This is a genomic window from Desulfitobacterium sp. LBE (genome assembly GCF_007830365.1).
In the GTDB taxonomy this organism is placed as follows: Bacteria; Bacillota; Desulfitobacteriia; order Desulfitobacteriales; family Desulfitobacteriaceae; genus Desulfitobacterium; species Desulfitobacterium hafniense.
On the sequence record NZ_VLKD01000001.1, the window covers coordinates 2,268,460 to 2,292,472 of the forward strand.

The following is a 24,013-nucleotide window of genomic DNA, read 5'->3' on the forward strand; positions in this document are numbered from 1 at the left end:
TTTATCCTAAGATGACAAAAACGCACACTTTATAGTCCAGTTATCTTGCCCTTATTTCCTAAAAAAGATGAGAAAATCCCCTTAATTCCCGATCTTTATTTATCCAAAAGTGATAAAAGAAGAAGGGAGCGTGAGACGCTCCCTTCCCGGACTGCCTCACGCTCTGCCCTATCTTATCTTTTCCTAATCCCTATACTTCAACCACGCACATAATTTCCACTGCGGCTCCACCGGGGAGTTGGTTGGTGCCCAAAGCCATGCGGGTGTGTCGTCCTCTCTCCCCAAAACAGGTGAGCAGAAGTTCAGACGCCCCATTCATCACTAAAGGCTGCTGGGTAAAATGTTCCGCACTGCGCACATAACCGATGACCTGAACAAATTGCTTAATCAAGCTCAAGTCCCCCAGATGCTCCTTCAAGGCTGCCAGACAATTGGTCATGGCAATTCTGGCTGCTTCCTGCCCCTGCTCAACGGAAAAATCCTCGCCGACTTTGCCCAGGAACACATACTCCCCTTGGCGTTTCGGGGTATGACCGCAGACATAAAGCAAATTTCCCGTGGGAACGACTCGTGCATAATACCCATCCGGTTCCGAAGGAGCGGGCAATTCCAAGCCATACCTTAGCAGCAAAGTCTCTTCAATCTCCAGCATGAAGCCTCCACTCCTTCAACTTATACCTGTACCGCCGTATCCAGCAGCACATGATACAGCACATTAACACCATCGGCACAGTCTTCGCTGCTGCTCCACTCGGCAGGATTATGACTGATCCCATCCTTGGAACGAATGAAAATCATACCGATAGGGCAGATATTCACCATTTGCATAGCATCGTGGCCCGCACCGCTGGGAAGACAGAAATACTGCAAGCCGATTTTTTCACACGCTTCTTTGGCCGCGATTTGGAATTCCTTGGAACAAGGAGCCGGCGGAATCCGTTGCAGAAGTTCGGTCTCCAACTGAACTCCTCTTTCCTGGCAGATCCTGGCCAGGTCCTTGAATATGGCCGCCTCCACTTGATCGCTGACCTCCTGGGAGGTATCCCGCAGGTCCAGAGTAAATTCCACACGGCCAGGAATAATATTAATTCCTCCTGGAAAAACATTGAGCCGGCCAACCGTTGCTACCGTGCTTCCTGTCTTTTTCGCTTCCCCCTCGATGACTTGAATCATTTCCGCCGCCGCCACTAAAGCATCCTGGCGGAGATTCATGGGAGTGGCGCCGGCATGCCCTGCCTCTCCTTTAACAATAAGTTTCATCCATAGCTCGTTGACAATTCCTGTCACGATCCCTACGGAAAGATTATTGCATTCCAGGACCTTGCCCTGCTCAATATGGAGCTCGATAAAAGCCTTAAGTTCTTCCGGAGAGCGAACGGCGTCTTTGATTCTACTGGGATCATAGCCCTGATTGCGCATAGCTTCATCCACAGTAATGCCGTTTCTGTCTTTGATCTCTAAATCTTTTTCGGTAAGGTCACCAATCACGCCGCGGCTTCCGAACATACTAAAACTAAACCGGGAGCCCTCTTCATCATTGAAAGCGTAAACTTCAATGGGGTGTTCAGTGCTGATTCCCTGCTCATTAAAAGACTGCAGCACTTCGATGGCTCCGATGATGCCAAGTCCGCCATCATAGATTCCGCCATCACAGACCGTATCAATATGAGAACCTGTGAGCACCACCGGTGCCTTGGGATTCCGTCCTTCCCGACGGCCAATCAGATTTCCCACCGCATCTTCCCTGACGATCAATCCGGCTTCCCGCATATAGGATATGACTAGATCTTTAGCAGCCCGATCTTCAGGAGTAAATGCATGCCGTGTCACTCCGCCTGATTCTCTATAGCCTATTTTCCCCAACTCCCGTAAGCGCCGATCAACCCGTTCACTATTAATCATAATGCCACCTCTTCATACTGCTGATAAACATTGAATTATCTTAATATTCTTATCCCTATTTTTTATTAATTTGCACTTATTGTCTTTGGCAACTTTGGATAATTATCTTGCGGTATTTCTATCCTTTTACTGTTCACCCTTGGCCAATTCAAGGCGGACACTTCCTGAAGCCTTATTGCACCCGGATAGGGAAAACCCGGCTTAAAACATCATCTTCTTAGCCCAATCCGCTGAAATTTGCTGAAGAAAGCTCGCTTATAACCCTCAAGTGCCGGAAATTACGGCCTTCCGAGGCCCAAAGCTCCTTGTTTTAGTCTGATTGGATAAACACTGGCTCACTAGATTGTCTCGAAATGATAAAGCCAAATGAAAATATTCAGTATATTCTTAATGTAAATTGGCCAATTAAACAAACCCTATGGTACCTTGCACATCGTTAAGATTACAGTTAGGGGGCATGAACGTGTTTAATCTCGTCATTAAAAACGGTAAGGTTGTGACTGCGGACAAAATTATTGAAGCCAGCTTAGGGATCAATAATGGCAAAATCGCCGCAATCATCGAGGCTGGAACAGAGATTCAAGCCGAAAAAGTCATCGATGCCAAAGGCAATTATGTTTTTCCGGGAGCCATCGATACTCATGCGCATTTAAACGATCCTGGTTATCTCTGGAGAGAAGATTACGCTCACGGTACAGCAGCTGCAGGAGTCGGAGGATTTACCACCATCATCGACATGCCATTGCAAAACGAACCGGCCATGACCGATGGCCAAATTCTCGATAAAAAGCTGGAAGTCGTTTCTCCCAATGCCTATGTAGATTTTTGTTTCTGGGGCGGTTTAGTCGATTATAACCTTAATCAGCTCAAAGAATTGGACGACAAAGGCTGCGTCGCCTTTAAATCCTTCATCGGGCCTGTCTCCCCGGATTATGTATCCCTCACCATCGGCCAGGCCAAAGAGGCCATGGAAATTTGCAAAGAGTTCGACGGCCGGGCAGGCTTCCACTGCGAAGATTATTCCCTGATCAAATGGGAAGAAGCAAGAGCCAAACGCAAAGACACCAACGATTGGCAGGATTTCCTGGACTCCCGTCCCGTGATTGCCGAACTGATCGCCACCCAAAATATTATCGATTTAGCCAAAGAAGTGGGAGCTAAGGTGCATATCTGTCACGTCAGTCATCCCCGTGTGGCGGAAATCATCCGCCAGGCCCAAAACGAGGGTGTGGATGTCACCGCTGAGACCTGCGGCCATTACCTCACCTTTACGGATCAGGATGTCGTCAAAAACGGCAGTCTTTTCAAATGTGCTCCTCCTCTACGTGATGCCGCAGCCGTGGAAGGGATGTGGGAATACGTCAATAACGGAACCCTCTCGGCCATTGCTTCCGACCACTCTCCCTGTGAGCTTAGTGAGAAAAGTGAAGAAAAGCACGGGGTCTTCGGAGCCTGGGGCGGAATCAGCGGCATCCAGAACGTTATGCAGGTGGTCTTCAGCGAAGGGGTCGTTAAGAGAGGCTATTGCCCTACCCTGCTGGCCCGCTCTTTAAGCGAAGGCCCGGCCAAAGCTTTCGGCATCTTCGGCAAAAAAGGTGCCATCCAAGTAGGCTTTGACGCCGATCTCGTGATCCTGGACCCGGAAAAAGAATGGGAGATCACACCCGAATCCCTGTACTATGTCAATCCCATATCAGCCTTTGTGGGCTTAAAGGGCAAGGGACTCCCTGTCTGCACTCTCGTCCGCGGCGAAGTCGTCGCCCAGGACGGACAATTAGTCGGACAAAAAGGCCATGGCCAATACGTAAGAAAAATCAAGTAAGGGCACAATGATTAAAAAGAATAAAAAGGAGGTTCAACCATGAGTCATTATGATCTAATCCTGCGCAACGGAAACGTGGTTTGTCCGGATGGTGTCAGAAAAGCAGACATTGCCGTCAGTGATGGTAAAATTGTGCTCATAGCTGAAGAAATCCCCGGAGATGCCAAGGAAATCATCGATGCCGCCGGAAAGCATATTTTCCCCGGTATCACCGATGGCCATGTCCACTTTAATGATCCCGGCAGAACAGAGTGGGAGACCATTACCACAGGGTCCAGCGCTTTAGCGGCCGGCGGCGGAGTTGCCTACTTTGATATGCCCCTCAACTGCAGTCCCTGCACTCTGGACGCCGTGAACTTTAACAACAAACTAGCCGTAGCCCAGAAAGATTCCTTGGTCGATTACGGTTTCTGGGGAGGGTTGACCTCTGCCAATTTAGATAAATTGGATGAACTGGCCGAGTGCGGAGTCATTGGCTTTAAGGCTTTCGCCTGCCACAGCGGTATCGATGAGTTTCCCAGAATGGATGATTATACGGCTTTAGTCGGTATGGAGAAATTAGCCAAACTGGGCCTGCCCCTTATGGTTCACTGTGAAAACGCTGAGATCACCAAGGAACTTACCGAATTATCCTTAGCCAACAATCGTACCGGCGTACGGGATTATTTCGCCGCCCGCCCCCCCATTACGGAAATCGAAAACGTTTCCCGGATGATTACCTTCGCTGAGGAAACCGGATGCAAATTGATTATCGCCCATATCAGCACTGCCAAAGCCGTGGAGCTTGTAGCCCAAGCCAGAGCAAGAGGTGTGGATGTCTACTGTGAAACCATCGGTCATTATCTCTATCTCACCGGCGATGATGTGGAACGCCTGGGCACCGTAGCCAAATGCTCCCCTCCCATCCGCGACGGTGAAAACCAAATTAAAATGTGGGGCCGGCTCTTTAATGACAACATCGCCTTCGTTTCTTCCGACCACTCCCCCTGTGATCCCAAGCTGAAAAACGGTGAATTCATGCGTGTCTGGGGCGGCATCTCCGCTTGCCAGACCACCTTGCAAGGCTTGCTCACCCATGCTTACCATGACCGGAAATTCCCCTTGGTTAAGATCGCTCAGTTAACTGCCCAGCATGTCAACGAAATCTTCAAGATCAAGGACAAAGGTCAAATCGCCCTGGGCTATGATGCTGATTTTGCCTTGGTCGATCTGAATCATGAATTTACCCTGCAGGCAGAAGATCTCTTCTACAAACATAAGGTGAGCCCTTATGTGGGAGACCGTTTCCGCGGCTCTGTCAGCCAAACCATTCTCAGAGGAACCACGATCTATAAGGACGGAAAAATTGTTTCCCAACCCATCGGTAAACATTTAAAGCCCCATCAATAATCAAAGCCTGAACCTGTAAAGGCAAAACCAAAAGAAGGAAGTGAAGGCGATGTCCTTAAACACTGACAATCATGCCGATGTGCATATTGAACACGCTCCCGGTGTAGAAGAAACCCTTTATCCTAAAAAAGCCAAAGACCGCACCATGGGACCCATCCCCTACATGTTTATGTGGATCGGCGATGGGGTCAACCTGGGTAATATGACCCTCGGCGGCAGCATGATTATTGCCGGAGTGGCTACCTTAAACATCTTCCAAACCTTTGCCGCAGCCATCATAGCCATCGGCATCATTTCCCTTGTTTTTACTTTGAACGACAGGCTGGGCTATCGGACCGGTATTCCTTATGTTATGCAGCTGCGCATGTCCTTCGGTGAGAAAGGTTCCGTTATCTCCTCTCTCTTGCGCGGTATCCCAGCCATCGTCTGGTACGGATTCCAAAGCTGGGTCGGTGGTACTGCTCTGAATGAAATTCTTAAAGTCTTTACCGGCGGGGCCTTTGACAACATTGCTATTTGCTTTGTCGTCCTGCAGCTGGTGCAGATTGTCCTTTCCATGTATGGCTTCCATGCTATCAAATGGGTAGAAACTCTGATCTCAGTCGTCCTCATGGTCGCCTTTGTCTATGTATTCGTTCTTCTGCTCACCAATTACAGTGATGTGATCGCTCAAAAATGGGTCTATACTAAAGGCACTTGGGGCCTTGAATTCTGGGCTTTCATTATGGTCTTAATGGGTAACTACGCCGCCATCTTCCTCAGCGCGGCCGATTACTCCCGTGAGCTCAAGCCAGGGTATGGCGATGTAAAACGCGGCCTCTTCTACTTCTCTCCCATCGTCATTGCCTATGGTGCAGTCATCGTCATTGGTGCCATGCTTGCTTCCGCTACCGGCAACTCCAACCCTGTTAAGGCCTTGGCTATTGTTTTCAACAATGACTTTGTCACCGTCTTCGTCTCCGCCTTTATCGTCATGGGCGCCATTGCGGTCAACATGGTGGCCAATATTATTGCCCCAACCTATGTCATTCAATTGCTCACGAAAATCAAATACAAGCCGGCCGTTGTCATCACTGGTCTCCTTGGCCTTTGCTCCTTCCCTTGGGTACTGGTCCAAGACTCTTCTTCCGCAGGTCTGGCCACGTTCATTCTTATCTACTCCGCTTTCTTGGGGCCCATCGTCGCCATCATTTTAGTTGAATACTATATTCTAAGAAAACAAAAAGTGAATGTAGTAGACCTTTACAGGGCGGACGGTCCTTTCGCAGGCTATAATCCGGCGGCCATCACAGCCATGCTCATCGGTGCCGCAGCAGCCTTTACCCTGGTCGACCTGGCTTGGATCATCGGTCTCGTCGTCGGCGGTCTATCCTACTACCTTCTCACCAAATACGCGTTTAAAGGCTCCAAGTTCAAGGAAGGCACTATTTTTGAAAATAAATAATCCAGTCGGCTTCTTAACTTGAATTTATTGAAAACTGCTTCCGGCACCATGGCCGGAAGCAGTTTTTTTTACACTGTCGGACTCTGATGCCCCATTACGGCATCATTGCTGAATGAAAATTATGTTGCCTTATATCCCCTCAAAACATCAGGCCAACCAACGTAAAGCAGCCAACATAAGGCAGCCAGGCGACCGCTTTCGCCCAAGACAACAAGTGGGCTAATCGTGTCGATCTGGCACCAGCCAAGCCTTCTTGGCACTGCTTATCGCTCTGTAGTAGTACAGTTGGCCAAAACTGTTGAGGTTTTAAGTTCTACCAGTGACCCCTTTATTTCGACTATTGAAAGGAAAGTTATAGACTGGGCAGAGGATATAAAGCATAATAGTATCAAATAATGAAACCGAGTTTTATATTACGAAACAACTCGCACTAACTTCTTACTGCCAGGCGGTTACCCAAACCGCGTTTTCAATATCCATTTTGTGAAACGACGTTTTACAATACAAAACAAGGAGGAGTATTTATGGCCTTATGGGGAAACGAGACAAATGACACCCGCTTGACTGAATCTTTGGCGGCCGGTCGGGTAAGAATGACTGGAGCCCAATTCCTGGCTGCTTTCTTAGCGAAGAAGGGGGTTTCCCAAATCTATGGCATTCCTGGTGCGGCTATTCTGCCTTTCTACGATGCCGTTCGTGAACTCAATATGGAATCCTATAATGTCCGCCATGAACAGGCAGCCATCTTTATGGCTGATGGCTATTCACGGGCCACAGGAAAGGTAGGCGTGTGCGCCGCCACCTCCGGACCGGGCGCCACTAACTTTTTAACAGGTTTATACAGTGCTTACAGCGATTCCGTCCCTCTGCTGGCCCTGACCGGCCAGGTCCCCACTTCCCTGATCGGCAAAGATTCTTTCCAGGAGGCCCCTATGGTTGAAATGGCCCGCCCAGTGACCAAGGCCGCTTACCTGGTGGAGAAAGCGGCGGACCTTCCCCGGATTCTCAAGGAAGGATGGGAGTTGGCCACCACAGGAAAAAAAGGCCCCATCTTGCTGGATCTCCCTTTGGATGTCCAAAAGGGCCTTGTGGAAGTGGATTGGAGTGAATTCGATTTTAGCCCACCCCAGCCCCCCAGGCAGGAGATTGCCCGAGATACATTGAATACAATATTGTCCATGCTCTATGAAGCCAAAACTCCTACCCTGCTGGCGGGCGGCGGCATTGTTCAGGGCAACGCAGCGGAACTGCTGCGGGAAACAGCCGAGCTTCTCCAGATTCCCGTAGTATCCTCCTTAATGGGTAAGGATGCCTTTCCTAATGATCATCCCCTCTATGGAGGGTTGGTGGGCACTATGTGTCAAACTCCCCTGGGCAACAAAACCATCCTGGAGTCCGACCTTATTATCAATTTGGGAGGCCGCTTCGATGGCCGGGGGACAGGAGACAGCCAACGGTTCCAGTCGGGACGAAAAGTCGTCCATGTGAATCTGGATAATAGAGAGCTTTCCCGCCATATCTCTACCGAACTTGCCGTAGCAGCGGATATAAGGGACTTCCTGGAACACTTCCTCGCCTTTCTGCGGGATAAGGGTTTCATTCCTACCCCTCAGGCCCGGCAACGAATTCTCGACTTACAAGAGGAGCGCATCCGCTTGGCCCGCCGCACGAAGTTCGACACCCTTCCCCTCAAGCCCCAGCAAGCCATTGCTGAGGTACGGGAGGCCATGGCCCGGGATGGAATTCTCACCTTGGATTGCGGCATCAGCCAGATCTGGGCTACCCAGCTTTTTGAAGCCTATGTTCCCCGCTCCTTCCTGATTACCGGCCGGGCGGGAACCATGGGATGGGGATTGGGAGCTGCACTGGGAGCCAAGCTTGCATATCCTGACCGGCAAGTGGTTAATCTTCTAGGGGATGCCAGTCTTGGCATGTCTTTGCAGGAACTGGCTACGGCCGCCAAACACAATATTCCCGTGGTGGTGGTGGTCCTCAACAACTCCTTATTCGGACTGATCCGTCAGCAGCAAAATCTGCTCTTTGAGCAGCGCTGTATTTCCACCGATCTTGAGTATGAAAACCATGTGCAAGGTCATTCCCGCGGCTTGGACTTTGTGGCCACAGCACGGGGAATGGGAGTAGAAGCGGAATTAGTCGACGGACCGGATCAAATTCAGGGAGCTCTGGCGCGTGCTTTCAGCCAAAACCGCCCTTACTTGATTGAGGTTCTCGTGGATCCTCTGGCCCAATGTTCCGTTTCCCTTGACGGAACACTCACCGGTGTCTTGGAACTTGAATGAAGACGATGAATATGTTGGGAGGAATTCTACATGCATGTAAAAAAAGACCAACTTGTTGCCAACTTATCCTTTCTCTTTAATGACCTGCCGATGATGGAGCGCTTCCAGGCGGTCAAAGCGGCCGGACTTAAACGGGTGGAGTTTATGTTCCCTTACGATTTGGACCTTGCCCAGCTCAAACAGGAATTGGCGGCCCACCAATTAGAGATGGTTCTCTTTAACCTCCCTGCCGGAGACTGGGGAGCCGGTGAGCGGGGTATCGCCCTTGATCCCAGCCGTCAAGAGGAGTTTAAAGCGGGAGTAGAGAAAGCTGTCGCCCTGGCTCAAGCTCTTCATGTCAAACAAATCAATTGCCTGGTGGGGAAAGTCCGTGAGGATCAATCCCCGGCGGAACAGCGGGCTACTCTGATCGCCAATATCCGCTATGCCGCTGAGCAGCTGCAGCAAGTCGGTGTCAAGCTGCTTCTCGAGCCCCTGAATCGCTTTGACGCTCCGGGATTTTACCTCAATACCACGGAAGATGTCCTGAAGGTCATCACCGAAGTGGGCAGCGAGAATGTTTTCCTCCAGTATGATGTCTATCATGCCGCCCGGGAAGGGGAAGATCTCTTACAGATCCTGCGGGAAAAGCTGCCCCATATCGCTCATATTCAAGTAGCCGATAACCCCGGACGTCATCAGCCGGGTACGGGGGAGATCGATTACCACGCTTTCTTTAAGACCTTGGCGGAAGTCGGCTATTCCTATGCCGTCTCTATGGAATATGTTCCTCAGCCGGATACAGTGGCTTCGTTGGAGTGGATTAAGGCATTTGAATAGGGGCCTGCAAGCAAGGTCTCTGGGCAGGATCTCCAGGATTTTGCTTACAGCGGTCGCTCCATAAGCTGCGCGGACAAAACTAACGCTCAAGCCCTCCGCTCCGAAAGGTGCCCCGCCAAATCGCTCCTGCTCAATGGCGGGTTGGAAACGTCCTGTTTCCAACCTTTCTCCGCTGCAGGCTTTTCGCGAAGTTTTGTTTCCGCTCGCTTAAATTCGCTTCCCTACTGTAAATCAAAATCCTTGGGCTGCTTTTCGGGTCTGAGTGAGCAGGACTTTGTGAGAAGCATGGGGCAAGTTGCCTGACCTGAGCCACTTTTTCCGTCTTTACCGACGCCGCTTGAGGCGGCATGGTCGGCGACCCGAGCAAACCTTTCGTTCTTCCAATAACTTTTACACAGGAGGTATTCACATGAAAATTGGATTCATCGGACTCGGTATTATGGGAAAACCCATGAGCTTGAACCTGCTCAAGGCAGGTCATGAAGTGGTGGTTTATAATCGCAGCCAAAAAGCTGTCCAGGAATGCGTTCAAGCCGGTGCCGAGGCGGGAGCATCTCCTAAAGATGTGGCTGAGCGCTGCCCATTGATCATTACCATGCTGCCCAACTCGCCCCAAGTGAAGGAAGTCATCCTGGGACCTGACGGAGTCCTGGAAGGAGCGCAGCCAGGCGCTATGGTCATCGATATGAGTTCCATTGCTCCCGGGGCCAGCCAGGAAGTGGCACAAAAGCTTGCTGAAAAGAACGTCCGCTTTATGGATGCACCGGTAAGCGGTGGTGAGCCCAAAGCCATCGACGGTACTCTTTCCATTATGGCCGGCGGAAAGTCTGAAGACTTTGAGGAATTCCTGCCTGTATTAAAAGCCATGGGCTCTTCAGCAGTCCTTTGCGGTGATGTCGGTGCCGGCAATGTCACGAAGCTGGCCAATCAGATCATCGTGGCCGTGAATATTGCTGCAGTATCTGAGGCTTTGACCCTGGCCACCAAAGCCGGAGCCAATCCGGAAACGGTTTACAAAGCTATTCGGGGCGGATTAGCAGGCAGCACCGTACTGGATGCCAAAGGGCCGATGATGCTTGAGCGCCGCTTTGATCCAGGGTTCCGCATCAATCTTCATATCAAAGACCTTAACAATGTCCTGGAGACCGGCCATGATATCGGCTCTCCTCTGCCCATAACGGCAACCGTCATGGAAATGATGCAGACTTTAAAAAGCTATGATCTGGATCACCAGGATCATAGCGCCTTAGTTCAGTATTATGAAAAACTTGCCGGTATTGAAGTAAAAAAAGCGGACTAACCCACTCATAGCGTAAGCATAAGTATAAGTATAAGTATCGCTATACTGAATCCGCCTATACTATCCTTACTCAGGGGTGTCGCCAACGGCTTTGTCCATAGCCGGCGACACCTCTTTTCCCTTTTCTCCAAAATCTTCAACGTTGATGATTTTAGAATGTTTACCCCATTTTTATAGTGCTCTTGCTCCTTGGGCCTTTTCACTTTCTTCAAAATCTGAAACGTCTCAGATTCTGGATTTTTCGCCCTATTTTATACACTCTATCTCTCTTTGACCCTTTCTTTGCTGCTTTTGCGCTATGTTTTTCCTAATGGTCAAATTCAGAACATCCTTAATACACTATATGAATTCCATGGCAAAGTGTTCCATTAACCCTGACTATATTTTGAAAAAAAGCGCCGGCCTATGTGGGTTTAAATTTCGTTATCGCGAATTTTATCAAAAACCTGCAACAACTCTGTTTTAGAAGAGGGCGCAATATCCCTAATGGCTTTTTCCAGCTTTCTAAGGTTTTTTTCGATGTACTCCGCTTCAATACCAGGCGAATATACGGTAAAAAAAGAAACGTGCTGTTAAGTTCCATTGCGGCTGTATTTGGCAGTTCTGTACAACCCTGGGGAGATGCCTCCGGCCTTCATGCAGCACTCCAGTTTCCGGGGAGGAAGTTTGAAGATACGTTTATGCATGAATGCAGAAATGCAGGCATAAGGATATCTCCTGTAATGCGTTACTGCTCTATAAAAGATAGCCATACAGATAAACTTCTTGTTGGATATGGCCATTTAAGCCATGAACAAATTCAAGAAAACGTATCAGTGCTTCATCATTTTCTTGCCAAAACTCTATAGCGGCCAGCGCCCCAAGGCGGTTTGGCATCCCCTCGGCATCCCTCCCCTGGGGCCTAATCTAGCTTTTTTGAGAATATCTGGTATACTATTACCAATCCACAAGAAATGGAGGAGATCGCCATGAGTGAACCAGCTATTCGCAAAGCACTAACTGCTGAAGAAATCTTTTTAAAACAAGACAAAGAACGCTATCTGTATGAAATGCGTGAGAAGGCCTTGCTGGATCATGTCTCCGCCATTGAGGGAGCTAAGGAAGAAGGCGTAGCTGAAGGTATCGCTAAAGGTATCGCGGAGGGTAAGGCCCAGGCAAACCATGAAATAGCATTGAAATTATTAGAAATGAAACTGCCTTTATCTGATATTGTTAAAGCTACAGGTCTAACCGAAGAAGAAATCCGTAAGTTGCACTAATTTACTTTTTCTCTCTCAAGCTTGGACTAAATGAAAATTCGGCCGTTTTGAGATCGACTCAGCTAGATGAGTCAATCCAAAACGGCCGAATTTTTGATCTGTGAACCCCTATTCCTTGTTCAGTGCGTCAGCGCTTTCTACTTGGCCATAACCTTCGCTGTCTTCCCGGCTATGTTTTTTTCCCGGTGTTCCAATCCTTTCATCAATAGGGTGAAGATCAGAGTCGAAGCGCCCAAGGCCAGCCATCCTGTTTCCATACTGATATAGCTCAAGGCGATTCCCATTCCCAGAGGGCCTAAGGTATACCCTGAATCCTCAATAATGGCCATGGTCGAAATCATCCTCCCTCTGTGGGAGGCCGGAGTATTATCCACAGTAAAAGGAACTACCGTAATAGCCATCATGATCTCGCCAAGAGTAAAGATAAACGCCCACAGGAATAACCATTCCAGAGAGTTCAGCACCCCAATCATGCCAAAGCCCACAGCATAAAGAATTCCGCCCATGACCCCCCGGCGAAGGTAGGGCAGATGCCCGGCCAATCGAGTGATAATCGGGGTAAAGATGATCACGATCAGACCATTAAAGGCCGCCAAAAATCCAAAATATTGGGATCCTATGACTGGATAATTCTTCATGACCTGCATGGGCAGCATAAAAGACCATTGGGAATAGGTGAAATTATAACCAAATACGATCAGGGCAAAGCAAATGAGCAAAGGCCGCAGCCTAATCACCTTAAAGATGGAGCCTTCCACCCTGCGCTCCAGATAGCGTTCTTCATCCTGAATCTCTTCATGGGCCTTCTCCAAGGTCTCCTTAATAAAGGCGGCGATCAGGACCAGAGACATAAAAATCGCCAGACCTTCCCCTATAAAGACCCAGGGCAGATGGTGCCGATAAAGAAATCCCCCCAAAACAGGTCCAATGGCGAAGCCAATGTTCCAGCCCATATAAGACAAGGCATAAGCTCCGCTCCGATTGGCCGGAGTCGTCAGGTCGGCAATCAATGAATCGTAAGCAGGTTTTGTGGTCGAATTTAAGGCACCTGCCAAGATGATCAGATGAATCATCGTCAAAGAAGGCTCCATAAACCCGATCCGAAAAAAGACCAACACAGCTGAACCTGAAAATAGGAGAATAACTCTTTTTCTTCCAAAGCGATCCACAAGCTTTCCTCCGCAAAGAGCGGCCATAAGGCTGATTCCCCCGGAGAGACTGAGATAAAACCCCGCCTTTCCCTCAGCTAAGCCGATGCTTTGCGTCATAATGATGGTCATGAGGGGGGCTACAAAAGCCCCGATAGCATTGATAATCCGGGCAATAAAAATGACATAGATTTCTTTGGGCATACCTCGGTAAGGATTAAGCATCGTTCGTAATACTGACATCTTCGTTCTCTCTCTTCCGTCAAATAAATAAAGCCACGGACTCCTCCTGCTCGAGGATACCGTGGCTTGCTGAATTACATTAATTAAATACATTAATAAAACAAAAAAGCAAAGTCACGGACATAATAGCCCGTGACCCTATAGTCCATTTCCCTTATTTGTAAGAAGCAATGGTCAAATAGGATAATCCCAGGCCGCGGATGAAGTTACAGGATTTACACCATAAACATCAGCTTGGATGAGCAACATAGTCATAATCACGGCCTCCTTTCTGACCTCGCCAATAATAAAGTTTTCCATGCATCGAAAACTGTATCCAGTATACAATTTGCCGAATCCTCTGTCAACAATTTTATAAGCAAAATGCTTCCTCCGGGGTGCAGTTTTCATCGCTTTACCCTTTAAGGAAGCATTTTGCTCGTAAGATTAACCTAGATATCTGGGAAACAGAATATTATTTTCGAGATGAACATGCTGGAAAATATCGCTTTCCAACTCCGCCAACTTTTGATAGGTGATTCTGTAGGAATTGCAGGCATCCGCCGGCACCGCAAAATCATTGGTAATCGTTCTTAACTCTTTGAGAATGTCTCCAGCCCCATCATGCTCCGCCTTGAGTTCCTGGATGATACGGCGGATTTCTTTTTGAATATTTGCCGAAGGTTTTGTCTCCTGCTCCTTCATCAAGGGGAACTCGATTGCTTCTTCTTTAATAAGGTGCTGTTCCAGCTCCAGCTTTAAATGATGAAACAAACGATGCACCCCTTTAAGTTCCGGATGGCTCTCCCCATGAACCCTTAAAATCATGGTGATCAATTCACTTATTCTGGGAAGCTCTGCATTAAGATAGGCATGATGGGTGTTAACTACGTAGTCACTTAAGGGACCGGACTCTTCTTGACTCCAATCCTGTTCCGTGTCCCTCATGTTTTTGAGCTCTGCATAGAGGTCATTAATTCGCCCTAAAATCTCTGTTTCATTATGACCTTCCCTCTGCAGAACCTCCCTGAGAATCCGCTCTCCTCCGCAGCAGAAGTCAATACGATATTCCTTAAAGATATCTGCCGCCTTGGGAAACCTGGTGACAATATCGCCAATTTTTTGACCAGCATTGAATTGCGTCATGGTAAACTCCTCCTTCATCTCTTCTCTCAGCCCTCTGAATCAATTGACTTATCTTATGTTCATATCATACCTTGCCAGAGTTTTCGACGCTGTGATTGCAGTCAAATCCAATCTTGATTCAAATCAAAAGTAAAAAAACAACAAAAAAGCGCCGCCCTTCCCCTTGGAATCACAGCACTGCTTGAAAATTTTTTGTCCCCTATATTACCCTCTATATTAAATCATTATTACATCATTGCTTCTAAATCTTGGAGACGGTTGATGATAATGCGTTTATTGCCGACCAGTTCCAGGATTCCTTCATCCTGCATCCCGGATAGCTTACGGCTCATGGTCTCCCGGGTCACTCCGATAAAATTGGCCATCTCCTCCCGGGTCAAAGCTATATTGAGCATGACTTTGCCGTCCTTATGTTCCCCAAAATTCTTCGAAAAATTGAATAACAAGCCGGCGATTCTGGCCTCCACATCCTTGGTGCTCAAGGTCTGAACCAAGTTCTCAAGGTTGACAAGCCGATCATGGACACTCTCCAGGATTTTTAAACAAATCTCCGGATTTTCTTTTAAGATCCTATCCAGATCATCTTTGGACAGCGTGCAGACACCGACATCCTCCAAGGCTTCGGCATTATACGGAAAGGCGCTCTTCTTGAGAAGGCTCAGATCACCGATAAAGTCCCCTTCACTAAGAATATAGAGGATTTGTTCCTTACCCTCTCTGGTATGTTTAAAGGTCTTGATTTTTCCGTGATTGATGATGTAGAACTTATCTGACACATCCCCTTCGAAGAAAAGGACCTGGCCCTTTTTATAACGTCGCCTTGTGATCAAGCCGCTGATCACCGCCAGCTGTTCATCAGCAAGCATGGCAAATATCGGAGCCTTAGCGGCGCAGAATTGCCCTTCGGAATGGCATCCACAGCTATGGCAGGCAGGACAAGATTTCATGGATATGCTCCTTAATTCCATATTTGGATTCAATGCTATAATTCCTCAGTATGTTTTAATTATTCGAGAACGTTATGTGATTCTCCTTTACTGCCGCTCAAACATTGGAACCTTCCCTTGCTGATTTCCATGCCCAAAAGAAGCGCCGGCCTATTGGCCGGCGTCTCTGAACTCTTCTTAATGCAAACCCAGCCCTTTTCGTTTCGCCACGATATGGGCCTCGATAGCATTAGCTACTTCCACAGGATCATCCCCTACCGCCACTTTGCCGCCGGTCAGTCCTTCCACATCCTCGGTCAGAAGCTTAACAAGCTGGGGAGCACCCGTGATAAAGGGGGTGGGGGAGAGATGAGTATAGGCTCCATAAGCCACGGCAAAGACACCGTCGATAGTCGCTTTTTGCTCCATCCATTCCGGAGCTGTGACAGCGATGGGGAGCTGGGGGATATCCACATCCAGATGATCCGCCAGAGCGGTCACCAGCATGCTGATTCGTCCCGTATCGGTACAGGTGCCGAAGCTCAGTACCGGAGGAATTTTTAAAGCAGAGCAAATCTCCTGCAGTCCGGAACCGGCTTCCTTAATGGCATCCAAATTGCAAAGCCCGGCTACTTCCAGGGCATGATTCCCGCACCCGCCGGCCACGACCAGAATATCCTTCTTGATCAGCTGCTTCGTCAGGTTGACCGTATTCCAATCCTGAGGACCATTCCTTAAGGTGGAACAGTTGGCCAGAGCCACCACTCCTTTGATCTTGCCGGCAGCGATCACTTCTACCAGAGGGTCCAGCTTATTCCCCAAGGCGCCCAGGACAGCTTCCGTAGAGAAACCGGCAATGGCTTTCGCCTTATACTGAGGAACCTTAGGAGTGACTTTGCCTTTTCTTTTCTTGAAATTATCGATAGCTAAATCGATCAAAGCCTCCACGATTTTATCCGTTTCCGAAGGATCATAAGGAAATTTATGCTGCAAGCCGGGAATATCGATGATGGTGCTGATGGAGACCAGGGTAGCCTGGTATTTCTCTGCATACATATCGATGGCCGGAGGGGAGCAGTTTTCTTCCATAGCCAGGACATCCACTGTCCCAGTAGCCAGCAGAGGCTCGATGGCCAGCCAGTTGCCCATCAAACCTACAAACACATCATCCATCTCGAAGCGCTGCAGGAGCTCTTGTCCGGTCTCAATGGAGCCCACCACACGCAGGCCTTTGGCGCCCGCTGCCCTGGCCTTTTCCTGCACATCCGAGGAGCGGGCTCTTTCAATCATGGCCGCCCCAATCCAGGGTTGGTGTCCATTAAAGACGATGTTGACATGTTCCGGGCACATGATCCCTAAGTCTACATCCACTTCATGGGGCTGAGGGGTGCCAAAAAGGATATCCTGGACCATCTCCAGCCCGATTTGGGAGTTGTAAATCGTCGCCAGACCCAAGCGCAGAGCCTTCAGAGCAAGGGAGGCATAGTTGCCGTCCACATTGGTGAGACAGCTGGCCACACAGTTTTGCTCTTCATGAACGGTTCCGGCGGGGTAAATATTTAAATCCCGCCAAACCTGCTTCCGCTTCTTCGGTGCAAAGACTTCCACCATCAGGTTCTTCTCTTCTACTCCGATCTGCTGTTGATGCTCCAATAGATCGGCTAATTGAATGGCCATCTTATTCATATCCTGATGAGTGTCAATCCCCAGTTTTTCACACATCCATTGGAGTTTCTCCGGCTCCTTGATCTTAAAGGGGGTTTTTCCCTCTCCGGTAGCTTTCAGAGTGCGAAAAGCTTCATAAGCATGGTGGCTGTATGTACCTGCTCCCATGATGTTCTGCAGGAGCAGCTTGCGCATGGCCATAGCATCAGGGCCAATGCCGCAAACGCCCCGATCTTGTTCCCCTTTTTCATTGATTCGGCAAGGACCTTGGGAACATTGCTGGCAAGTTAAACCCTGCAGGCAAAATTTACAGCGGATTTTTTCCTGGGCCTGATAGCGGTCAAAGACGTTGGACATCCCGTCTTCACGTATTCTGACCAGCATCTCCTCCACAGAATCGTGATAACTCACCCGGCCTTCGGTCTTCTCCAGAACCGTTTCACTCATTAATTTCACTCCTTATCGATGGGATGATGCCTTGCTTCATCCTCTATAACCTTCAACAAAGAGTTTGCTCCATTTCCCCTTTTCCTATGTATGGGAGCCAATATGGGTTTGTAATGTTACTCAACTTTTGTTAGAATATGATTATGTAACATTTGGGGGGGCATGGCCTGTGGAGTACGTCGATCCCATTAAAGATGTGGAGAGTATTAATGCGATTAAAAAAATATTGAGTAATCACTCCCAACGGGATCTTTTACTTTTTGTTTTCGGAATTAATACCGGATTGAGAATCAGCGACTTACTGGCTCTCAAGCTCAGCGACGTTTGGGAAGATGGCCGGATTAAAGAGTTCTTGCTGATTCAGGATGAAAAGAGCGGCGAAGAAAAAGCCTACTACATTAATAACAGGATTCAGGAAGAGTTATTGAAATACTTAGCCCTGGCCCGTTTGAACGGAAGCGATTATCTCTTTAAATCCAAAAAAGACAACCTGCCCATTACCCGTCAGCAAGCCTATCGCATCATCAATCATGCCGCGCGGCAGGTGGGTATTCCCGGGAAGATCGGCACTCATACTTTAAGAAAAACTTTCGGCTATCATGCTTTCCGAGCCGGTGTAGCGGTTTCCATCCTGATGAAAGCCTTTCACCATCATTCTCCCTCGGAAACCTTAAAGTATATCGGTATCAATAAAGAAGAAACCCGCTTCATCAAAATCAATGTCAATTTGTAACTTGAAAAGCAAAAACTCCACTGTTGCCAGTGGAGCGTATACCAGGGGTCAGTTTTCATTATTCTCATTGGGTTCCATATCCACATTGGTCAATTCGGTAACCATATCTTCAATGACCTGGACCTGTAAGGTTTCACCATCTTTAATGAGCTTGAAAATCCCGTTATTAAAGTCGGTGCCATATTCTTTAAAAAAGATACCTTCATAGACGATTTCCTTGGTGTGTTTAAAGACCAGCCGGAAGTTTTCCCCTTCCTTCATGAGATAAGCCCGGATACCCTTTTCATAGTTGCAGTCCGGATCTTTAATATAGCGGGCTACCGAGATGATGTGAAGGTCCACGAAAGGGATTTCCTTTAAAAGCAAATTGACAATAGATTCCTTGGTAATCTGCTCCCAGCGGCTTTGAACGGTTTGACCCATGATGATCTGGGTGGCTCTCTTTTCCCGGGCTGTTTCGGCGATTACCTTGTAGACGGGACGCTGCTCATTATCCTTGAGAATAAAACCGTCTGCCTCAACTTCCTTGGCCAGTTTTTTCCACTTGGTGATATACATGGATTTATCCGCATCCAACTCATCAAAAGGTTTGGCATCCACGGTCAATATATAGAGCGGGCAATCAAACATTTTCGCAATCTTGCTGCCACGTCGTATGAGTCGCTCACCGTTAGGGCCATAATAAATACAAACCAGGAGCCCTTCGTCCATATGTTTTTTCTTTTTAAACATTTGTCCCACCTCAGAATCCAGCGACAGGAGCATTTTTCCTCTCACTGATTAACTTAAATATGACTATAGCTCATGAACCCTTTTCAGTCAACCACTATAAGAACATAAAAGAAAAGGAGGAGGATAGATGGTTTGGCTTTATCTTATTTTAGGGATACCCTTTCTGTTTGCTTTCCTGGTTCCGGTCCTACATAAGCGATTCACCCCCCAAATACATACAGGCTGGTTCGTCGTTTGGATTCCCTTGCTGATTTTTGGCATTCTTTTATCTACAGTTCCCACTATATCTTCAGGAGGAATCATTGACCTAAGTCTTCCTTGGATTCCTGCCTATAATATTAATATCACCCTTTTCCTAGATGGTTTATCCCTGATCTTTGGCCTGCTCATCAGTGGGGTAGGATTTCTGGTGATTCTCTATTCTATCTATTATCTTTCCAAGCATAAAGAAGCCTTGCACAATTTCTATATCTATCTGCTCTTATTTATGGGAGCAATGCTGGGGGTTGTGCTTTCCGACAATATCTTTGCCCTTTATGTTTTTTGGGAAATGACCAGTATTTCTTCCTTTTTATTGATCGCCTACTGGTTCGAACGGGAGAAGTCCCGCTCCGGTGCCCGTAAATCACTTTTGATTACGGTTTTTGGCGGCTTGGCCATGCTGGCAGGATTCATCCTGCTGACCATGATGACCGATACCTACAGCATTCGTGAAATGGTCCATAGTCTTGACGGGATTCACTCCCATACCTTATTCCTTCCGGCCATGGTCTTGATCCTGCTCGGCGCCTTCACCAAATCTGCCCAATTTCCCTTCAGCATCTGGCTCCCTGACGCCATGGAAGCTCCCACTCCGGTGAGCGCCTATTTGCATTCGGCCACCATGGTGAAGGCAGGCATTTATCTGGTAGCCCGCTTTACTCCGATCTTCGGCGGGGGAGAAGTCTGGTTCTGGCTGGTTACAGGGATCGGTCTTATGACCTTGTTCTACGGTTCTTTCAACGCCATAAGGCAGACCGATTTGAAAGCTTTATTGGCTTACTCCACCATCAGCCAGTTGGGTCTGATCATGAGCTTATTGGGACTGGGCTCCGCCGGGTTGGCCCCTGAGGCCGGGAATGCCCAGGCTGCCTATGCTCTCGCTGTGTTTACGGGACTCTTTCATTTGGTTAATCATTCTACCTTTAAAGGCTGTCTCTTTATGGTGGTGGGGATTATCGACCATGAAACAGGGACCCGGGATATTCGGAAATTAGGCGGATTAATGCATATCATGCCTATTTCCTTTACCCTGGCTCTCATCGGCTGCTTATCCATGGCCGGGTTGCCTCCTTTTAACGGCTTTTTAAGCAAGGAGCTGTTCTTTACTGCCGTATTGAATGCTTCGGAAATATCTGTACTCATTCCGGTTGTGGCCTGGCTCGCCAGTGTCCTGACCTTTGTCTACTCCCTGATCATGGTCTTTAAGACCTTTACGGGACAGCCCCGGGTCAAATCAGGGAAACAAGCCCACGAAGCCCCCCTGGGCATGTTGCTCCCCCCCATGGTCTTGGCGGCATTGGTTGTGCTCCTCTTTTTCTTCCCCAATGTTCTGGTCCACTATGTATTGGCCCCTGCCTGGGCGGCGGTCCTGCCTTCCCTTGCCCGGGAAAATCTTTTAACCGTTCATGTCAGCCCCTGGCATGGGGTGACTCCCGAACTGCTGATGACCCTGGGCGTCATTGTCCTCGGCGGTACTCTCTACAAAACCCTGAAAAAATGGGTAAAGCTTTATCGCACTTATCCCCAAAGCTTAACCTTGAACCATATCTATGAAACTGCCCTGGAACTCATGGAGTCCCTTTCCCTGGCTCTGACCAAACAGTATATGACAGGCTCCCTTCGGGACTACCTTATCTATATCCTCAGCTTTATCGTGGTGGCGGTGGGCGGAGCCCTGGTCCTGGCCCAGGGGATCGCTTTTGACCCTTCCCATGACGCTGCTTTCAGCATCTACGAGCTGGCCTTGCTGGCGGGCATGGTGGTTTGCGCCATCACGGTTCTCCTGGCTGAAACACGCCTGACTGCCATTATTGCCGTGGGAGCTTTGGGCTTTCTTGTGGTCTTTTTCTTTGTCCTCTTCCGCGCTCCCGATTTAGCCCTCACCCAACTGGTGGTGGAGACCATTACCACCGTCTTATTTTTGCTTTGCTTTTACCATTTGCCCAAGTTGCAAAAAGAAACCACTCCCCTTCCCTCTAAAGTGGTCAATGGTTTGCTTTCCTTGGCCGTTGGCCTGGTTATGACCTTGGTTGCTCTCTCCGCTAACGGCAATCCCCTCCCTGAATCCATTGCCGGTTATTACGGAAATGCTTATGAGCTGGCCGGAGCCAAAAATATCGTCAATGCCATTCTCGTGGATTTCCGGGGATTTGATACCATGTTGGAAATTTTGGTCCTGTCCATGGCCGGCTTAGGGGTCTATACACTGATCAAACTGCGTATGGCGGGAGGGAAAGAGAATGAAAGATCCTAATGATGTCATTTTACGGATGGTCACGAAAGTCGTCGTGATCATTATTCTGACCTTCGCCGTCAACCTTTTCGTTTCCGGCCATCACCACCCAGGAGGCGGCTTTATCGGCGGGCTGGCCTTTGTGGCGGCCATCGTCCTCCTCTTTCTCGTCTATGGAATCGAAAAAGTCCGCCAAAACTTCCCGGTGGATTTTAAAGCCCTGGCCGGAGTCGGCGTGTTGATTTCTGTCTTGACAGGAGCCCGGGGCATGTTCATAGGAGAGCCCTTTTTGACCCAGGCTTTTGGTTATGTCCATCTTCCTTTGTTCGGAAAGACCGAGATGGCCACCGCCGTGTTGTTCGATGTGGGAGTTGCCTTAGCCGTTATTGGCACGTCTTTAACCATTATTATGAGTATAGGTGATGATCGATAAATGGAAACATTGATGGCAATCGTGATCGGAATTTTATTTACTATAGGAACCTACTTAATCCTCTCCAAAACTCTGCTCCGCATTATTTTAGGAACCTCTCTGATCGGACACGGGGTCAATCTGCTGATCCTGACCATGGGCGGCTTGAAAAAGGGCGGTCCTCCGCTGCTGGGCCTGAAGGAGAGTCTTTTCACCGATCCCCTTCCCCAAGCCCTTTTGCTGACGGCTATCGTGATTAACTTCGCCACCACAGCCCTCTTCTTAGTCTTGAGCTATCGTACCTATAACGTGTTGGGAAGCGATGATTCAGAAGCATTAAGGGGGTGTGATGATGAATAATTTAGTAATCCTGCCCCTTGTCCTGCCGGTTATGGCCGGAATGATCATGGTTATCCTGCGCAATCATATCCGCCTTCACCGGTTCCTGAGCCTCCTCACCACTACCCTGGTGGGAATTGTGTCCCTTGTGCTCATGAGACAAATCCAGGCAGCGGGAATCCAAACCCTTCAGCTGGGGGGGTGGGAAGCTCCCTTCGGCATCAGCTTCGTGGCCGATATGGTGGCGATTCTGCTGGTCTTGGTCACCGCCATCGTCACCTTTTGTTGTGTTTCTTATGCTTTCTCTTCCATCGGCAGCCAACGGGAGCGGCATTATTTTTATCCCTTAAGCCAATTTTTGATCGCCGGGGTCAACGGTTCCTTCCTGACCGGGGATATTTTCAACTTATTTGTGTGCTTCGAGGTCATGCTGGTTGCTTCCTATGTACTGATTACCCTGGGGGGCACCAAACTGCAGCTTAAAGAGTCCATTCCCTATATTCTGATCAATATGATCTCCTCTTTTCTCTTTCTGATTGCTCTGGCTTTTCTCTATCGCCTGACCGGCACCTTGAATTTAGCTCATTTATCTGTACGGGTAGCGGAAATCGGACAGGATGGCTTGATGACCGCGGTAGCCTTTTTGTTTCTAATTGTCTTCAGCCTGAAAGCCGGTCTTTTCCTTTTCTTCTGGCTGCCCGGTTCTTATAGCGCTCCCCCTACAGCTATCGCCGCTCTCTTCGCTGCCTTATTGACCAAAGTGGGGATCTACGCCATTATGCGTTTATTCTCCCTGGTTTTTTACCATGAACCCGAAGTTACCCATCTGCTCATCGGGGTTCTCGCTGCCGTGACCATGCTGCTGGGGGCTATGGGGGCCGTTGCTTTTGGGGATATCAAGAGCATCCTCACCTATAATGTGGTGGTTGGGGTGGGCTTTATTCTGGCGGGCTTTGCCTCTTTCACGGAAACGGGCCTGCGGGGCTCCATCTATTATCTGGCTCATGACATGATCGTCAAGGCTCTCCTTTTCCTCTTGGGAGGAACAATCCTTCATCTGACCGGCACGGGAAAGCTTAAGGATATGAGCGGACTCATCCGCTTGCATCCTCAATTGGGCTGGATGTTCTTTGTCGCCGCTTTATCCATATCCGGCATTCCCCCCCTGAGCGGCTTCCTCGGCAAAATCTTTGTCACGGAAGGAACCTTTCGCGCCGGTTACTTCTGGCTCGGCGGCATCGGCCTGCTCACCAGTCTGATGGTTTTGTATTCCATGTTAAAACTGTTCATGAACGTCTTTTGGGGCTACACAAACTTTACCGAGGAAACGGAAAAAGGAACCACCAAAGGGCTGCTCCTTCCCATCGCCCTGCTTACGGCCTGTACCATCGCCTTAGGCCTGGGAGCAGAAGGTCTCCACGGGGTCGTGGACTTAGCGGCAGCGGGGTTGCTGGATCCTCAGACCTATATTGAGGCCGTTTTCCAGAAGAGATACCCATAAGTGCGCATGAAGA

Annotated in this window: 20 protein-coding genes; 12 read left to right on the plus strand and 8 right to left on the minus strand. The window is 48.8% G+C overall.

The annotated features are described in order from the left end of the window. Positions 1-190: 190 nt before the first annotated feature. Both DESLBE_RS10730 and DESLBE_RS10735 read right to left on the minus strand, forming a co-directional pair. Entirely contained in the window at positions 191-652 is a 462-nt protein-coding gene (locus tag DESLBE_RS10730) for a RidA family protein (protein WP_144676721.1), read from the minus strand. A gap of 20 nt (positions 653-672) precedes the next feature. Next, positions 673-1,902: a Zn-dependent hydrolase gene (locus DESLBE_RS10735; protein WP_144676723.1), complete on the minus strand. Its 1,230-nt coding sequence runs from the start codon at positions 1,900-1,902 to the stop codon at positions 673-675. A 463-nt stretch (positions 1,903-2,365) separates the two neighbouring features. On the opposite strand from DESLBE_RS10735, the gene allB (DESLBE_RS10740) reads away from it, so the two are divergent. From allB (DESLBE_RS10740) to garR, 6 genes are all read left to right on the plus strand, one after another. After that, positions 2,366-3,724, plus strand: a complete 1,359-nt coding sequence (allB, locus tag DESLBE_RS10740; protein WP_144676725.1) for an allantoinase AllB — start codon at positions 2,366-2,368, stop codon at positions 3,722-3,724. Between the two features lie 39 nt (positions 3,725-3,763). Further along, a complete protein-coding gene (gene allB / locus DESLBE_RS10745) occupies positions 3,764-5,113 on the plus strand; it encodes an allantoinase AllB (protein ID WP_144676727.1) in 1,350 nt (449 codons plus the stop codon). Between the two features lie 49 nt (positions 5,114-5,162). Further along, entirely contained in the window at positions 5,163-6,557 is a 1,395-nt protein-coding gene (locus DESLBE_RS10750) for an NCS1 family transporter (RefSeq protein ID WP_144676729.1), read from the plus strand. 524 nt (positions 6,558-7,081) lie between these two features. Continuing rightward, positions 7,082-8,857: a thiamine pyrophosphate-binding protein gene (locus tag DESLBE_RS10755; RefSeq protein WP_005813765.1), complete on the plus strand. Its 1,776-nt coding sequence runs from the start codon at positions 7,082-7,084 to the stop codon at positions 8,855-8,857. 30 nt (positions 8,858-8,887) lie between these two features. Further along, positions 8,888-9,676, plus strand: coding sequence for a hydroxypyruvate isomerase (gene hyi, locus DESLBE_RS10760; protein ID WP_144676731.1), 789 nt, complete (start codon positions 8,888-8,890; stop codon positions 9,674-9,676). Between the two features lie 337 nt (positions 9,677-10,013). Continuing rightward, positions 10,014-10,976, plus strand: a complete 963-nt coding sequence (gene garR / locus DESLBE_RS10770) for a 2-hydroxy-3-oxopropionate reductase (protein WP_243131392.1) — start codon at positions 10,014-10,016, stop codon at positions 10,974-10,976. Between the two features lie 735 nt (positions 10,977-11,711). Here the strand turns inward: garR and DESLBE_RS27010 are convergent. After that, positions 11,712-11,852 carry a hypothetical protein gene (locus DESLBE_RS27010; protein ID WP_243131287.1) on the minus strand — a complete coding sequence of 47 codons (141 nt, stop codon included), beginning with the start codon at positions 11,850-11,852 and terminating at the stop codon, positions 11,712-11,714. Positions 11,853-11,944: 92 nt separating this feature from the next. On the opposite strand from DESLBE_RS27010, the gene DESLBE_RS10780 reads away from it, so the two are divergent. Beyond that, entirely contained in the window at positions 11,945-12,235 is a 291-nt protein-coding gene (locus tag DESLBE_RS10780; protein ID WP_243131288.1) for an Rpn family recombination-promoting nuclease/putative transposase, read from the plus strand. Positions 12,236-12,372: 137 nt separating this feature from the next. Here the strand turns inward: DESLBE_RS10780 and DESLBE_RS10785 are convergent, their stop codons facing one another. From DESLBE_RS10785 to cooS, 4 genes are all read right to left on the minus strand, one after another. Further along, a complete protein-coding gene (locus tag DESLBE_RS10785) occupies positions 12,373-13,608 on the minus strand; it encodes an MFS transporter (protein ID WP_018213877.1) in 1,236 nt (411 codons plus the stop codon). A 444-nt stretch (positions 13,609-14,052) separates the two neighbouring features. Further along, entirely contained in the window at positions 14,053-14,751 is a 699-nt protein-coding gene (gene ric / locus DESLBE_RS10795) for an iron-sulfur cluster repair di-iron protein (protein WP_144676738.1), read from the minus strand. A 227-nt stretch (positions 14,752-14,978) separates the two neighbouring features. Next, positions 14,979-15,698: a Crp/Fnr family transcriptional regulator gene (locus tag DESLBE_RS10800; protein WP_018213880.1), complete on the minus strand. Its 720-nt coding sequence runs from the start codon at positions 15,696-15,698 to the stop codon at positions 14,979-14,981. Positions 15,699-15,875: 177 nt separating this feature from the next. Then, the gene (gene cooS / locus DESLBE_RS10805) at positions 15,876-17,789 is read right to left on the minus strand and encodes an anaerobic carbon-monoxide dehydrogenase catalytic subunit (RefSeq protein ID WP_144676740.1); all 1,914 of its coding nucleotides are present in this window, start codon (positions 17,787-17,789) and stop codon (positions 15,876-15,878) included. Between the two features lie 169 nt (positions 17,790-17,958). Here cooS and DESLBE_RS10810 point away from each other — a divergent pair, with 169 nt between their 5' ends. Then, on the plus strand, positions 17,959-18,522 hold the full coding sequence (locus DESLBE_RS10810; protein WP_144676742.1) for a tyrosine-type recombinase/integrase: 564 nt from the start codon (positions 17,959-17,961) through the stop codon (positions 18,520-18,522). Positions 18,523-18,570: 48 nt separating this feature from the next. Here DESLBE_RS10810 and DESLBE_RS10815 read toward each other — a convergent pair whose 3' ends face one another. After that, a complete protein-coding gene (locus DESLBE_RS10815) occupies positions 18,571-19,254 on the minus strand; it encodes a histidine kinase (protein ID WP_144676744.1) in 684 nt (227 codons plus the stop codon). Between the two features lie 127 nt (positions 19,255-19,381). Here DESLBE_RS10815 and DESLBE_RS10820 point away from each other — a divergent pair, with 127 nt between their 5' ends. Genes DESLBE_RS10820 through DESLBE_RS10835 form a run of 4 tightly spaced genes read left to right on the plus strand, consistent with a single transcriptional unit; the run spans position 19,382 to position 24,000 of the window. Continuing rightward, positions 19,382-21,769: a Na+/H+ antiporter subunit A gene (locus DESLBE_RS10820; RefSeq protein ID WP_144676746.1), complete on the plus strand. Its 2,388-nt coding sequence runs from the start codon at positions 19,382-19,384 to the stop codon at positions 21,767-21,769. Next, complete coding sequence (locus tag DESLBE_RS10825) at positions 21,756-22,181, plus strand: Na(+)/H(+) antiporter subunit B (RefSeq protein ID WP_005813730.1); 426 nt, start codon at positions 21,756-21,758, stop codon at positions 22,179-22,181. Before DESLBE_RS10820 ends, DESLBE_RS10825 begins: the two co-directional genes overlap by 14 nt. Next, a complete protein-coding gene (locus tag DESLBE_RS10830) occupies positions 22,182-22,520 on the plus strand; it encodes a Na(+)/H(+) antiporter subunit C (protein ID WP_005813728.1) in 339 nt (112 codons plus the stop codon). It begins immediately after the preceding gene. After that, positions 22,513-24,000: a Na+/H+ antiporter subunit D gene (locus DESLBE_RS10835; RefSeq protein ID WP_144676748.1), complete on the plus strand. Its 1,488-nt coding sequence runs from the start codon at positions 22,513-22,515 to the stop codon at positions 23,998-24,000. Before DESLBE_RS10830 ends, DESLBE_RS10835 begins: the two co-directional genes overlap by 8 nt. The last annotated feature ends 13 nt before the right edge of the window (positions 24,001-24,013 follow it).